At 58.9% G+C, this 12,854-nt stretch carries 13 protein-coding genes and 1 pseudogene; 10 read left to right on the top strand and 4 right to left on the bottom strand.

Annotation, left to right across the window (positions count from 1 at the left end; all coding sequences use genetic code 11):
- Positions 1-2 precede the first annotated feature (2 nt).
- Together ACO9S2_RS04935 and ACO9S2_RS04930 are read left to right on the top strand one after the other, a co-directional pair.
- The gene (locus ACO9S2_RS04935) at positions 3-632 is read left to right on the top strand and encodes a hypothetical protein (protein ID WP_423720835.1); all 630 of its coding nucleotides are present in this window, start codon (positions 3-5) and stop codon (positions 630-632) included.
- Between the two features lie 328 nt (positions 633-960).
- On the top strand, positions 961-1,101 hold the full coding sequence (locus ACO9S2_RS04930) for a hypothetical protein (protein WP_423720834.1): 141 nt from the start codon (positions 961-963) through the stop codon (positions 1,099-1,101).
- A gap of 221 nt (positions 1,102-1,322) precedes the next feature.
- On the opposite strand, the gene ACO9S2_RS04925 is transcribed toward ACO9S2_RS04930, so the two are convergent.
- Both ACO9S2_RS04925 and ACO9S2_RS04920 read right to left on the bottom strand, forming a co-directional pair.
- A complete protein-coding gene (locus ACO9S2_RS04925; protein ID WP_423720833.1) occupies positions 1,323-1,838 on the bottom strand; it encodes a hypothetical protein in 516 nt (171 codons plus the stop codon).
- Between the two features lie 441 nt (positions 1,839-2,279).
- Positions 2,280-2,621 carry a hypothetical protein gene (locus ACO9S2_RS04920; RefSeq protein ID WP_423720832.1) on the bottom strand — a complete coding sequence of 114 codons (342 nt, stop codon included), beginning with the start codon at positions 2,619-2,621 and terminating at the stop codon, positions 2,280-2,282.
- 736 nt (positions 2,622-3,357) lie between these two features.
- On the opposite strand from ACO9S2_RS04920, the gene ACO9S2_RS04915 reads away from it, so the two are divergent.
- Positions 3,358-4,593 carry an outer membrane beta-barrel protein gene (locus ACO9S2_RS04915; protein WP_423720831.1) on the top strand — a complete coding sequence of 412 codons (1,236 nt, stop codon included), beginning with the start codon at positions 3,358-3,360 and terminating at the stop codon, positions 4,591-4,593.
- Between the two features lie 107 nt (positions 4,594-4,700).
- On the opposite strand, the gene ACO9S2_RS04910 is transcribed toward ACO9S2_RS04915, so the two are convergent.
- Positions 4,701-5,453, bottom strand: coding sequence for a hypothetical protein (locus tag ACO9S2_RS04910; RefSeq protein ID WP_423720830.1), 753 nt, complete (start codon positions 5,451-5,453; stop codon positions 4,701-4,703).
- 167 nt (positions 5,454-5,620) lie between these two features.
- On the opposite strand from ACO9S2_RS04910, the gene ACO9S2_RS04905 reads away from it, so the two are divergent.
- The 6 genes and pseudogenes from ACO9S2_RS04905 to ACO9S2_RS04880 all read left to right on the top strand — a co-directional run bounded on the left by ACO9S2_RS04905 (position 5,621) and on the right by ACO9S2_RS04880 (position 10,034).
- Positions 5,621-6,355 (top strand): cytochrome b5 reductase family protein, encoded by a 735-nt coding sequence (locus ACO9S2_RS04905; protein WP_423720829.1) that lies wholly within the window; start codon positions 5,621-5,623, stop codon positions 6,353-6,355.
- 166 nt (positions 6,356-6,521) lie between these two features.
- Complete coding sequence (locus ACO9S2_RS04900) at positions 6,522-6,947, top strand: OsmC family protein (protein WP_423720828.1); 426 nt, start codon at positions 6,522-6,524, stop codon at positions 6,945-6,947.
- A 7-nt stretch (positions 6,948-6,954) separates the two neighbouring features.
- A complete protein-coding gene (locus ACO9S2_RS04895) occupies positions 6,955-7,641 on the top strand; it encodes an HAD family hydrolase (protein WP_423720827.1) in 687 nt (228 codons plus the stop codon).
- A 313-nt stretch (positions 7,642-7,954) separates the two neighbouring features.
- A complete protein-coding gene (locus tag ACO9S2_RS04890; protein WP_423720826.1) occupies positions 7,955-9,268 on the top strand; it encodes an NAD(P)/FAD-dependent oxidoreductase in 1,314 nt (437 codons plus the stop codon).
- Positions 9,265-9,498: pseudogene (locus tag ACO9S2_RS04885) on the top strand (thiamine pyrophosphate-binding protein); the annotation flags it as partial. The gene ACO9S2_RS04890 and the pseudogene ACO9S2_RS04885, both read left to right, overlap by 4 nt.
- 395 nt (positions 9,499-9,893) lie before the next feature.
- The gene (locus tag ACO9S2_RS04880) at positions 9,894-10,034 is read left to right on the top strand and encodes a hypothetical protein (RefSeq protein ID WP_423720825.1); all 141 of its coding nucleotides are present in this window, start codon (positions 9,894-9,896) and stop codon (positions 10,032-10,034) included.
- Positions 10,035-10,097: 63 nt separating this feature from the next.
- Here the strand turns inward: ACO9S2_RS04880 and ACO9S2_RS04875 are convergent, their stop codons facing one another.
- Positions 10,098-10,940, bottom strand: coding sequence for a hypothetical protein (locus ACO9S2_RS04875; protein ID WP_423720824.1), 843 nt, complete (start codon positions 10,938-10,940; stop codon positions 10,098-10,100).
- 549 nt (positions 10,941-11,489) lie between these two features.
- On the opposite strand from ACO9S2_RS04875, the gene ACO9S2_RS04870 reads away from it, so the two are divergent.
- Complete coding sequence (locus tag ACO9S2_RS04870) at positions 11,490-12,704, top strand: FAD-dependent oxidoreductase (RefSeq protein ID WP_423720823.1); 1,215 nt, start codon at positions 11,490-11,492, stop codon at positions 12,702-12,704.
- Positions 12,705-12,854 lie beyond the last annotated feature (150 nt).

Raw genomic sequence — 12,854 nt, 5'->3', positions numbered from 1 at the left:
TCATGATGCAGACTGATTGGATTGGACACAGAATGCGGTCAGCCATCGGCGGCGCGATCTCCCTTGTCGCGGCACTCTTCGGCTTGGTGGCCTGTACCGCGTCGTTCGATATGTCCGGTGAGCGCCTCACCCCGCTTGGACCGGAATGGGGCGTGGTCATCGGTTCGGTGCTGGTGCAACCAGAGAGGGGCGCGTCGGGCAAGACTGCCTCAGGACACGATAGCTCCGACACGTCGTATGAATTCGATATCGTACAGATCCAGCCGGCGGACCCCAACGGCGAAGGCCCTTACGTAGAACACTATCAGCTCAAGGCGAAGGCCGGAGAAGAGCGGATCTTCGTCTCCCGCTTGCGAGCAGGACAGTTTCTCATCAGAGGCTTTCACGAGGAAGGCGTGACGGGGCTCGGCGGCGAGTTGGATGTGGTCTTTGCCAGCGTGGCGGGCGAAATCCGGTACATCGGGCGCGTGCTCGTGGAAATTCCTCAGCGAGTCTCCCGAGGGAAAGGCTACCGTTTCACCGTCGAAAATGCGCGCGAGTCGACCTTGGCGGAGGTCTCCCGGAGGCACGCCGATTTGACGAAGGACGTTGTGGACGATCCGATGCAGGTACGTGAGCGCCCTGCGGAGTGAACGACTGTTCGTCCTGTATTTGAGGGCAAGAAAAGGGCCGGGAGTCTGTATTGGCGCGCCTCGTGGCCTCTTACCGCAGGAAGTTGACACCCTACTTTCCCAACGGTAGCCTGTTTTACCTTTCCACGAAGGGGGCTTAAACCAATAAAAGGGGTCGGGAGTCTTTGTTGGGACAATAGACCCCGCGGGGCCTCGCGATTGTCTATATGAATGTAACCCGCGTTGACTGGTCCCGCCGCAAGCAGTAGCCTGCCGTGCATGCGTGAATCCTGATCCGTTTCCCGTTCGTTCTCTCCTCTTTGCACCGGGCGTGGCCTGAGGTGGACCTATGGCTGGTACGATCTCGGTGCGGCGCTGCATCGCGGGCGGCGGGCCGGCCAGTATGATGCTGGGGCTCCAGCTCGCGCGGGCAGGGAGCGATTGTGCTGGAGCAGCCCGTTCGCAGGGAAGTCCAACGGCCGGGTTGTGAGCGGTTCTCCTCTGGATATTTAGAGGCTCGGGGTGCCGGATTGCCTCTGCGCTTGCTTCATGCCTATACGGCTCACCCCCGCGGTGGTAGGCAACCGCGAGGCCTCACGTAAGAAATGGAACTTTCTGTCTAAACTAATGGGGCCACCTTCACACTCCACCTGAATTCGGGTGCCCCGGTGGCCTATCCAATGAGGCCTCCACAAGGATTTGCGCGAGGTGTTATTTCCTCTCGGCAATCGGGGTCTCGGGGGAGGCACTGAGCAAACCATCAGCCACTTCCCACACCTCTTCGTACTTCTCTTGAATCCGCAAAAGAAGGTCCGGATTCTGACCTCCGTTTTGATGCACGTCGAACTCGGCCTCAAGCACTTGCTCCATCGCCTCGCAGGAGTAGGCGATGGCTAGCGTATTGGCGCGATCGTCAAGCGTCACAGGCTTTGCCAGGCCGCTGGTCCGTTGTGTGTAGAGATATTTTCTGACCTCGAAGCAGAAGTCCATGACGTCTTTGTGCAGGTGTAACAGCGGTCTCCGGTCATTCGTTAAATGGCCGTCAAGCCTCGCGCGACGCAGTGCCCCAAGAAGGGTTGTCGTATTGGCTTTGAGGGCATCATAGCGATACAAGAACTGCGACAGCTTACTCTCCTCGCCCGCGAAGCTCATTGAGCCTTGAAGGACGAACGCCATCACCACCATCAGCGCAAACCCAGTTCGTTCAACTTTCCCTTTGATCATCATTTTAGTAATCTCCTCCGACCCCTCCGTCGTGACTTGGAAATGCTGACTTGCTCATCGCAGATCTAATGTCAGGTTCGGCTACAGGGTTGGGAGCGGAGGCAAAAAAAACGCCCTCGACCCAACCTGGGTGGAGGACGCCATTGTCCGCCGGTAGACTTCTGTATTTCGATCCTGGGAACAGCATTGTTCTCAGGAAAAACCGCTTAACTTCTATCACTCTGTCAATCGCCTGTCAATAGTCTGGAATACCCCCCCCCTTCTTTTGATCTTTAGGAGTGGGCCACTGGCTAGGGGGATTAAGGGATGCAGCAGGAATCCTGGAATGTATTCCTGCTGCTGTAAGGACGAAAGCGGGCAAAGGAGATACTAGGGAAGAGGACGGGAGATCTGTGACGGCGGTTGGGAGCGTTTCTGTGGCAGTTTGGATCCGCCGGGGTTGATCTACAACTTTTCAGCTTTCTCACGATGTTTTGCAGCGAGGTCGTTCAATTCTGAAATCTCCTTCCGACACCGCTGGGCCGCGATCCTGAGGGCACTTCGGCGGAATCCCTTGGGATCTTCATAAGTCGTGATGCGCGCAGTCTCCTCCTCAAACTTGAGCGCTTCCAGTTCCAACTGCTGGGCTTGTTTCTCATACATCAGCGCAGCAGCAAGATGGTCTTCGGCCGTGGCTGGGGCACCCACCTGATTCGCAACCTGAGCCGCGCCCATTTCGGCGCAACCGGCAAGGGCCCAGCTTGTTGCCAGAAGACCCCCAATGGTGAGCACAGACAAGGCTGTCACGAGTATTTCTTTCCGCAGGCGCGAGCGTGTAGGTGTTTGCGAAATCGAGCAAAGAACTTTCATACTATATAGCATAGCGGGGAATCCTGCGAAAAGTATACCGGGCTGGCGTGAAAAGGCAGATCGTTCTGGCGCCTATTATGAGGATCTGCTCGAACCAACGTCTCCGGGCCTGTGGTGACATCGTGATCGTCCTGTCCAAATCAAACGAGAGGCGACACCGTCAAATCGCAAGCCGGAAATCAGCCCAGTCATGTGAGCGAATTCGCTCAGCGCGCTCGCTCGAAAAGCCAATCGGGAGAACGTACCGATTCACACGCTGAGACGTTCAGATGCTATGACTGGAGGTATGTTAATGAGCGGGGAGGGGCCCGAAGAGAACGGAAAGGGGGACCTCGGACGGAGTGTGATCGACGTTTGACTTCTTATACGGCTTGTCGTACAAGTAAGCGTGTTTCAAATGGGGACAATGTCGTCTCCACAGGCAGTAAAATAGCGGCATAACGAATTTTGGACAATGGCGTCCTCTGTCTCGCATAGAGACTGAGGGCGTTTTTTTTTGCCGCGAAGGGTGTTGCGATAGGGGAAAGCGGCGCCCGGGCGCTGCAGGCACTTCCGCATGAGATCAGTGGTCGTGACAACAACAAAGAGGAACGCCTTGGAGCTCAGGAAGCAAATTGTCTGTCTCTGCCTCTGTATTGCTGTCCCCGCTGCCATATTTATCGGAGAGAGTCCGGTGAGAGCCGCCGAGTCTCTGTCGGAAGGCAGTGTGTTAGAGCGGATAGAGCAACTGGAAAAGAAGCTCGAAGCCCCTGCGATGTGGCAGCGGCTGGGACTCAAACTCTCCGGGTTGGTTGATGTCGCGTACACGCAAAATTTCCACAATCCGGCAAGCGATCTGAACCAACTGCGTACCTTCGATACCAATGCCAACGCGTTCATGCCTCATTTGTTCCAACTGATGGTGGAACGGCCGGCAGAGGGGGGCGGGTCTGCTCTAGAGCGGGTGGGATTCCGTGGCCGGTTGAATTTCGGTTTGGATGCGCGCGTCACTCGTGCGCGAACCAATTATCAGACGGGGACCAGTAACGATGAGGTCGATCTCCAGGAAGTCTATGCCCAATACATCCTGCCGATCGCGAACGGCCTTGATATCAAGGTGGGCAAAATGAATACGCTGATTGGGTATGAGGTGATCAATAGCCCGGACAATGTGAATTTTTCTCGGTCATTTACGTTTGGGTTCGGGCAAGCCTTCACGACGACTGGCCTCCGTCTTTCTTATCAGTTCAATCCGCTCGTGTTGGCTAGCGTCGGAGTTGTGAATGGGTGGGACAATGTGGATGACAACAATCGAGGCAAGACAGTGGAGTGGTTGCTCGCTCTGACGCTGACGAGCAACATGAGCCTCAGCATCTATGGGTCGTACGGCCCAGAGCAGGCGAATCGGTCGTTTGGAGATCCCGCGTCTGGGGGAGCGCTCCCGGGCAACCCTTCAGCAACGCGCCTGGCGAGTGGTGTCGTGCTCACTCTCAAGGCGACCGAGAAGGATCTTTTCATTCTGGAACCGTTTTATGCCAATGAGACGCATGCGAGCACCATCCAGGCAGCGCAGAACGCCCGGTGGAATAGTGTAGTGGGGCGGTGGATCCACGACTTTACGGACCAATGGAGTCTGCGAGGACGGGGCGAGATCTTCGAGGACGCTGGTGGTACCCGCACCTGTCTGGGGACCTTCAACACTGCGGGAGGCACCAACACCTGTTTTGGCGCCACGAACACGACCCCCGCACCTAGTCAAGCGCAGACGCTCTGGGAGACGACCTGGACACTGCAGTACAGACCGGTTCCGGCCCTCATCACCCGGCTCGAGTTCCGCTACGACAAGTCCGACAAGAACGTGTTTCAACATGGCGCGGCAGCTTCTAACAATCAAGAGACGCTCGGAGTGCAAGTCTTATATCTGTTCTGAGACCACTAATATTTATAATCAGGAGCAGGTCTTGTAATCGCACAGTGTAGGATCAATCGCCAGAGCTGAAAAAGTTTCAGGAACCATTGGAAGAGGCGTACGTTCTGTCAAAGGATCTTGGTGCCGAAGAAGATCGCCGCATCTGTGCGAAGACTGTTCGGCGCGGCGGTATACAGTCGACGGCTTGGAATATCGAAGTACAGGATCCCCTGGAAGGTCCTGGCGGGCAACAAGCAGGGCGCTCCGCCGAATGTGATGCGCTGATCGAAGACATTTCCATTCGTCCTTGCCGTCGCTCTTCCCGTAAACGTGCAGCCGTTCTGCTCGCTCCCCGTAAACGTCCCATCGGCTAAGACCGTAATATTCGCTGTCTGCAGGCCCAGGGAGTCACCTAATTGGCCGGTGTAGACGCCGGCGAGACTGGCCACGGGCGGCGTCGTGTCATAGGCGCTGTTGTAGGAACTGGTGAACGTCACCGCGCTCGCTCCCGGGTAGGTGATCGAACCATTGAGGGACTGGCGCGCCGCATAGGTGGCGGAGAGGGTCGCATCCAGCACCGCGACGCCGATCCCGAAGTCTTTTGCGTTTGACGAGGTGAAGCTCCCGTCGTTCGAAGTGCCGGTGCCCTGGATGACCCCGGCGATCTGAGCCGGAGTGGCCGCGACGGAATAGAAGAAATAGTAGGTGCCGTCGTCAAGCACGGCGGCGGTCAGCGTCCGGTTGGTGTTGGTCGTCCCGAGCCAGAGCCCCTCGGCAGTGGTTGCAGGCGGTACCGCCGGATCCTTGTCGCCACAGCCGCTCGCACTCAACGCGATTGCCATTCCAAGTACAGTGATGAGTGGTCTGAGCATCGTGTTCATGCCTGTCGTGCTCCAGTCCATTGCGTCACATGACTAACTCAGTGTGCGGCATTGTGATGAGGAGAATCTACCCCCACCTGCTAGATTGCTCTGACGCCCAGCTTCGTTCGGCTCAGGCATCCGCTTCCTCAGTTGCGACCGTTTCCTCAGGCTCGTATGATGAACGCATGACTATACCACTGGTCATACGCATCAAGTCGAAGACGGCCGTGCCCTACAAGATCACGGCCATTAACCCCGATACCCACGACACGAAGACGTTTGGCTTCGCCCTGCCTGACAACGCCACGTTGGACATGCTGCCCGGCGATCATCTCTACATCCACGCCACGATCGACGGCAAACCGGTGAAGCGGCCCTACACGCCGTCATCGATTCCCGGCACCACGGGGTATTTCGACTTGACGGTCAAGCGGTATGAAACCGGCCTGATTTCGAAGTATCTCCACGACCGGGAGATCGGAGACACCGTGCTGATGAGCGGGCCGAACTCCGGTGGCCATTGGGTGGACGGCATGGCGAAGCAGGTTGGATTTGTGGCCGGAGGCACGGGCATCACCCCGATGATTGCCATCATTCGCTGGATTCTCGCCAAAGGCCTTGATGTCGAGTTGTTTCTGATTTTTGCCAACAAGGCCGAGGGCGACATCATTTTCCGTGAGGAGTGGGATGAGGATGGGCGCGGGCACGCGAGCTTCCATTGTTACCATGTGTTGGAGCAGCCGCCGGCAGGCTGGTCGCAGGGCAGGGGCCGCATCACCGAGGCTATTCTGCGCGGGCATCTGCCGCCGCCCGGTCCTGACACCGTGATCTTTCTCTGCGGCCCCCCGCTGATGGCCGACGCGCTGGAAGCGACTCTCAAAGGTATCGGCTACTCAGAGCAGGCCATCATCCTTCCGTAACCAACTGAACCGTCACTCTCCGCCGGGAGCAGGCGGAAGTGAATGGGGCGGGGAAGGCAGATCACTGTTTCGGGAATTGTTTCTCTATTCTCCATGATCGACCGGCTCACACGTGGGCACGAAAGGTGCCCGTTCTGAACATCATCCATCACCACAGGGAGGAACTATGCAACGCAAAGGCTCGGCCATCTGGCAAGGCGACTTGAAGTCCGGCAAAGGCACGGTGTCGACCGACAGCGGCGTCTTGTCCCAGACGCAATACTCATTTTCTACGAGATTTGAGAGCGGAAAGGGCACCAACCCGGAAGAGCTGATCGCCGCCGCGCATGCCGGGTGCTTCACGATGGCGCTGTCCGGCCAATTGGGCGCTGCCGGCTTGGTCGCGGAGAAGCTGGAGACCACGGCCACCGTCACGTTCGAGAAACTCGAAGCCGGATGGACCGTGACGGGCATCTTATTGGACGTCAAAGGCAAAGTGCCCAAGGCGGATCAGGCCGCCTGGGAGAAGGCGACGCAGGCAGCCAAAGCCGGCTGCCCGATCTCCCGTCTGCTCAACACGACGATCACGATGCAAGCGAAGCTGGAAGGGTAACAGGGCCATGGCTGGAACCCGGAACGCTAACTCGATGGCCTTCCTCTTCGATCTGGACGGCACCCTGATCGACAGCGTCTACCAGCATGTGCTGGCCTGGCGCGAAGCGACGCAAGCGGCGGGCATCGAACTGCCGGTCTGGCGCATTCACCGGCAAATCGGCATGAGCGGCGGACTCATGCTCAACGCCTTGTGGCGGGAAACGGGACAGCCCGTCTCCAAGAAGGATGCGGAGCGCATTCAGCGGGTGCATGCGGAGGCCTATGCGAAGCAGGCTCCGTCCCTGCGTGTGCTTCCGGGGGCGCAGGAACTGCTGGACACGTTGGCGGAGCACCGTGTGCCCCATGCCATCGCGACGAGCGGACGTCTGCAGAGCGCGCGGCATGCGCTCAACCTGCTCAGGCTGCATGAGAGGGTTCCGGTGATCACGCGAGACGACGTGCGCTTCGCAAAGCCTGATCCCGATCTCTTCGTCGCGGCAGGAAAGCGGCTCAAGGTCCCGATGAGCCGCTGCGTCATCGTCGGCGACAGCGTCTGGGATCTGCTGGCCGCGCGCCGGGCGTTCGCCCTGTCGGTTGGACTATTGTCCGGAGGCTATGGTCGGGAGGAGTTGGAGCGGGCCGGCGCCTATCGGGTCTATCAAGACCCGGCCGATCTGCTGAAACATGTGGATGAGGTTGGTGTGAGACTCTAGGGAACACGGAGGGGCAACGTTCCGAATGCAGAATTTGGGTCGGGTGCGAGGATTGACCGAAGCGTGGCCGTCGGCGCTGTCGCCTGGGTTCTTGATAGTGCAACGTAATGAAGGTACGTGGGGAGAAAATGAAGTCTGTCCGGATGAATGTATGATCGAACGGTTAGCCTTCAACTTTCCGCAGCCAGCGTCAAGAAAAGATCCGGACTCTCTTCTGTGCTTTCGCCGGCAGCCGTGCGAAAAGCCCTGCGGATAGATTATTTCCGCTGTGCGGACCGGACCTGTGGCGAAGCCACGGGTTGCTGGGGAATCAATGACTGTTCCTGACCGTCCGCATGTTGTGATCGTTGGGGCTGGTTTCGGTGGTCTGCATGCGGCTCGTGCCTTGAAACGAGCCGCTGTTCGGGTCACCGTCGTGGATCGCCACAACTATCATCTGTTTCAGCCGCTCTTGTATCAGGTCGCGACCGCGACCCTCTCGCCGAGCAACATTGCCTATCCGATCCGCGCCATTCTCAAGCGGCAGGCCAATACTCGCGTCATCTTGGCTGATGCCGTCGCCGTCAACATGTTCGGTCGGCAGGTGCAGTTTCGTGACGGCGAGATCTCTTACGATTATGTGATCCTGGCCGTAGGGGCCACGCATTCCTACTTTGGCCATCCTGAGTGGGAAGCGCAGGCGCCGGGGCTCAAAAGCATTGAGGACGCCCTGGAGATCAGGCGGCGCATTCTCCTGGCCTTTGAAAAAGCCGAACGCGAAACCGATGAGGCGAAACGCCGGGCGCTGCTCACCTTTGTGATTGTCGGGGGAGGCCCCACGGGGGTGGAATTGGCCGGCGCGATCGCTGAGATGGCGTGCAAGGAGATGGTGCGGGATTTTCGGACTATTGACCCGCGGGATACCCATACCATTCTGGTCGAGGCAGGACCTCGCATTCTTCCGTCGTTTGCAGAGGAGCTTTCCGCGAAAGCCGAAGCATCCCTGACCAGACTGTGTGTCGAGGTGCGAAAGAACTCGCCGGTGACGTCCATCCAGCAGGGTCTGATCGTCATCGGGCAGCAGCGTCTTGAAGCCGCCACGGTGCTCTGGGCCGCGGGCACGGCGGCCTCCCCCTTGGCCCGCTCGCTCAAGACTCCGCTGGACTCCGCCGGTCGCGTGTTGGTCGCGCCGGATCTGAGCGTGCCGGGTCACCCGGACATCTTCGTGATCGGAGACCTCGCGGCGTTCCTGCATCAGACCGGCAAGCCGCTGCCGGGCCTGGCTCCGGTCGCCGTCCAGCAGGGGCGCCATGCCGCACAGAATGTGCTGCGCTTATGCCAGGGGCTGTCCACTGTGCCGTTCCGTTATCGGGAGCGAGGTACGCTGGCCACCATCGGGCGCGCCGCGGCCGTCGCCCAGTTCGGTTCCCTCAAGCTCTCAGGAGCGCTTGCCTGGATCATCTGGTCGTCGGTGCATATCTTCGTGCTTATTGGTTTTCGAAACCGTGTGAGGGTTTTTCTTGAGTGGGTGTGGGCCTATGTCACCCGCCAGCGCTCGGCGCGGCTGATTACCGGGCACCACGAGAGGTCCGGCGAGCCACGTCCGAAAAAGACTGGAGATTCAGGTTCGGAGAGAGGTTCAGCATGAAGGCGGCAGAGTTGCTGGTCCGTGCTGGAGAGTGAGGGCGCGCAGTTCCTCTTCGGACCCCCGGTGAAGACACCGTGAAACGAAGGGATGCCTTGGTGGCCTCTCGCATCCGTTTCATCGAGACACGGCATGAGCAAGGGGCAGCCTTCATGGCTGACGTCTACGGACGAGTCAGCGGCAGGGCAGGGGGCTGTCTGTCCACGCCGGGGCATGGCGCAACCAACCTCCTGTGCGCAGACTAAAGGGGGCCCCTTAAACCTGACCCCAGCGGGGGGAATCGGATGGCAAGATCTGGTTCGTTCAAGCGGCCAAACGGTACGAATCGATTCGCCCAGATGGCGGAGGGTGGCCATCGAAAGCCTCAGAAAAGTAGCTTGTCATCTTTTCTGACTCGCAAGGCGCCGAGAAATTCTGGATGTCCCCGTGCTGTGTCTGAACCAATAAAAGGGGTCGGGAGTCTTTGTTGGGACAATAGACCCTGCGGGGCCTCGCGATTGTCTATATGAATGTAACCCGCGTTGACTGGTCCCGCCGCAAGCCGTAGCCTGCCGTGCATGCGTAAATCCTGATCCGTTTCCCGTTCGTTCTCTCCTCTTTGCACCGGGCGTGGCCTGAGGTGCGATCTATGGCTGGTACGATCTCGGTGCGGTGCTGCATCGCGGGCGGCGGGCCGGCCGGCATGATGCTGGGGTTCCAGCTCGCGCGGGCAGGGAGCGATTGTGCTGGAGCAGCCCGTTCGCAGGGAAGTCCAACGGCCGGGTTGTGAGCGGTTCCCCTCTGGATATTTAGAGGCTCGGGGTGCCGGATTGCCTCTGCTCTTGCTTCATGCTTACACGGCCGGGACTCCCATCGTGTTGGATGTCCCAAACGGTATCGGGTTTCCTTCGCTCACACTTGGTGAGAGATGCTTGAAGGAGAGTGATAGTACGGCCACCGCAAAGGCCGTTGACGCGAAGAAAAGTGCCCAGGCTAACCCGAAAATCAGAACGGCCAAGAGAACAGATTGTTGCGTGGCGAGTTCGAATAGGACAATCGTAATGATATTTACCAGTACCAAGCCGAGGAAAGGAATAATGCCGATCAGGACCATGAGAGGCCATTCATTACCCGCTGATTGACTCCAGGCCCAGTCCATCCAGCCTTTGACAGGCCTGCGGTCAATCGCTGTGGCCGGCAAGATCAGACTCAGACGTCCATTAATGTATGCAGGAAGCAAGAACGCGGTCGCAAGGCCGAGGACGTTGAGGACAAGGACTAACGGATTCGAAAGGTTTGCAAGCATCGCTGACAGTCCTGCAATAGACAATCTGGTCAGGAACACGATAAATCCTGCGAAATTGGCGATTACAAGGATGTAGAGGGCAAACCACGTGTCTCGCATTGTCCAACTGCAAGCGTGCATGAGTGAACCAGGTTGTTCTCCCAAGAGAATAAACCGGTGACAACATACGGCGAGCCTGACCGATGCGAGTTCCCACACTACAATGAATGCGAATAGTGCGAATGCGGTCGTCAGTCGTCCGGTCTCTGACGCCGCTGCTCCCCACAGAGCCATGAGAGCTCCGCTGGTGATAATGACTGGCCCAAAGATCACAGAAGCGAAGAAATGCCAATCACGAAACACAACCGAGAGGCTCTCGTGCAACGTCTGTTTAATAGAGAGGCTGGTCATGGCAGGGCCTCCATATGTGTGGCAGTGAACTCGCCGTTATGGTGACATTAAAGGCGAAGCACTCACCCCTTCCTTATGTGCAACGGGTATGCCGATGTCAGAAACTAGAACGCCGATGTCTGTAAGAGATTGGTTGCATAGAGGAATCTTGCTTCGGAAACATGCGGTCGCGGGAAATCATGCGGCAATGGGCTGCTCGAGTCTGGATCACATTTGATGCGTGGTCGGATCGGATTCGATACTGCCGAATACTACGCTGCTGGAAGCCGGTGCGTTCTGTGATGAGAGTACAGGCACAAGCCAGATACGGGTGGATCTTGCAGGCCGACAGTACGAAACTCATCCGTGCGCGGCGCGTGTGGTAAAAAATGGGCGGGGAGGGTTGTGGCCGGCCATCGATCTCAAGTGTCGTCTATGATTGCCTCATTGGGGATCACCCGCGTTGACAGCTTGTGCTCCCCGCAGTAGCCTACTCTGCGCACGTGAAGCCTGATCCGTTTCCACTTCGTTCTCTTCTGTCTGCACCAGGCTCGGTCTGAGGGACGACCTATGGCCGGTAGGATCTCGGTGCGGTGCTGCATCGCGGGAGGCGGGCCAGCCGGCATGATGCTGGGGCTGCTCCTGGCGCGCGCGGGTGTCGACGTGCTGGTGCTGGAAAAGCACGCCGACTTTTTGCGCGACTTTCGCGGCGATACCATCCATCCCTCCACCCTCGAAGTCATCCATGAGCTCGGTCTGCTCGAGCAGTTGCTGGCGCTGCCGCATCAGAAAGCGTCGGGGATCAACGCGCAGTTCGGCGATCTGGCCCTGACGGTCGCGGATTTCTCCACCTTGCCGACCCGCTGCGGATTCATTGCCTTCATGCCCCAATGGGATTTTCTGAACTTTCTGGCCGGGCAGGGATCACGCTATGCCACCTTTCGCCTGCTGATGCGGGCGGAGGTGACGGATCTGGTACAGGAGGCGGGGACGATCGTGGGCCTGCGGGCGGCGACGCCGGACGGGGCTCTGGAGGTGCAGGCCGATCTCGTGGTGGGCGCGGACGGACGACACTCGATTGTCCGGGCCAAGGCCGGTTTGTCGGTGGAGGAGTTCGGGGCGCCGATGGACGTGCTGTGGTTCCGGCTCTCGCGCCGTGCCGGTGATCCGGAGAGTCCGGTCGGCCGTTTCGACCGGGGCCGCATTTTCATCATGCTGAATCGCGGCGACTATTGGCAGTGCGGCTTTGTGATTCCCAAGGGCTCGCGCCCCCAGTTGGAAGCGCAGGGCCTGCAGGCCTTTCGCGAGTCGGTCGGGAGGCTGGCGCCCTTTATGGCGGATCGTGTCGGCGAACTCCAGGGATGGGAGCCGGTCAAACTCCTGACAGTGCAGGTGGATCGACTGCGGGACTGGTGCCGCCCGGGGTTGCTCTGTATCGGCGATGCGGCCCATGCCATGTCGCCGATCGGCGGGGTGGGGATCAATCTGGCGATTCAGGATGCCGTGGCTGCGGCGAATCTGCTCGTGGACCCGTTACGGAAAGGTGTGGTGACGCTCGAGGATCTCCGGCTGGTGCAGGGGCGGCGCGCCTGGCCGACACACATGACGCAACGGATGCAGCTCTTCTTGCAAGATCGGGTGATCAAGTCCCTGCTGGCCGGCGAGGGACCGCTCGTGCCTCCCTGGCCGCTCCGGCTCATCGCCCGGTTTCCTTTCCTGCGGCGCATTCCCGCCCGCTTGGTTGGTATGGGGTTCCGCCCGGAACATGTCAGACCCAAAGGATGAGAGTGTCACAGGGCCAGGAACTCAGAAATTGCATCGGGAGTCTTCATTCAGCCGGCGGTTAAATCGATGCTCCGTCCCTAACCAGCCTCCGGAGGCCCCGCCGTCTGCCGCCAAGAGGTTTCCATTTATTCACGGTGCCGGCGTTTGTAG

Source organism: Nitrospira sp. NS4, assembly GCF_049546785.1.
In the GTDB taxonomy this organism is placed as follows: domain Bacteria; phylum Nitrospirota; class Nitrospiria; order Nitrospirales; family Nitrospiraceae; genus Nitrospira_D.
This window is presented reverse-complemented; position numbering and strand designations above follow the sequence as displayed.

Excerpts from the sequence above, each read along its gene's own strand:
- ACO9S2_RS04935 (WP_423720835.1), top strand. The coding sequence starts at position 3 with ATGATGCAGACTGATTGGATTGGACACAGAATGCGGTCAGCCATCGGC.
- ACO9S2_RS04930 (WP_423720834.1), top strand. The coding sequence starts at position 961 with ATGGCTGGTACGATCTCGGTGCGGCGCTGCATCGCGGGCGGCGGGCCG.
- ACO9S2_RS04925 (WP_423720833.1), bottom strand. The coding sequence starts at position 1,838 with ATGATGATCAAAGGGAAAGTTGAACGAACTGGGTTTGCGCTGATGGTG.
- ACO9S2_RS04910 (WP_423720830.1), bottom strand. The coding sequence starts at position 5,453 with ATGAACACGATGCTCAGACCACTCATCACTGTACTTGGAATGGCAATC.
- ACO9S2_RS04905 (WP_423720829.1), top strand. The coding sequence starts at position 5,621 with ATGACTATACCACTGGTCATACGCATCAAGTCGAAGACGGCCGTGCCC.
- ACO9S2_RS04900 (WP_423720828.1), top strand. The coding sequence starts at position 6,522 with ATGCAACGCAAAGGCTCGGCCATCTGGCAAGGCGACTTGAAGTCCGGC.
- ACO9S2_RS04895 (WP_423720827.1), top strand. The coding sequence starts at position 6,955 with ATGGCTGGAACCCGGAACGCTAACTCGATGGCCTTCCTCTTCGATCTG.
- ACO9S2_RS04890 (WP_423720826.1), top strand. The coding sequence starts at position 7,955 with ATGACTGTTCCTGACCGTCCGCATGTTGTGATCGTTGGGGCTGGTTTC.
- ACO9S2_RS04880 (WP_423720825.1), top strand. The coding sequence starts at position 9,894 with ATGGCTGGTACGATCTCGGTGCGGTGCTGCATCGCGGGCGGCGGGCCG.
- ACO9S2_RS04875 (WP_423720824.1), bottom strand. The coding sequence starts at position 10,940 with ATGACCAGCCTCTCTATTAAACAGACGTTGCACGAGAGCCTCTCGGTT.
- ACO9S2_RS04870 (WP_423720823.1), top strand. The coding sequence starts at position 11,490 with ATGGCCGGTAGGATCTCGGTGCGGTGCTGCATCGCGGGAGGCGGGCCA.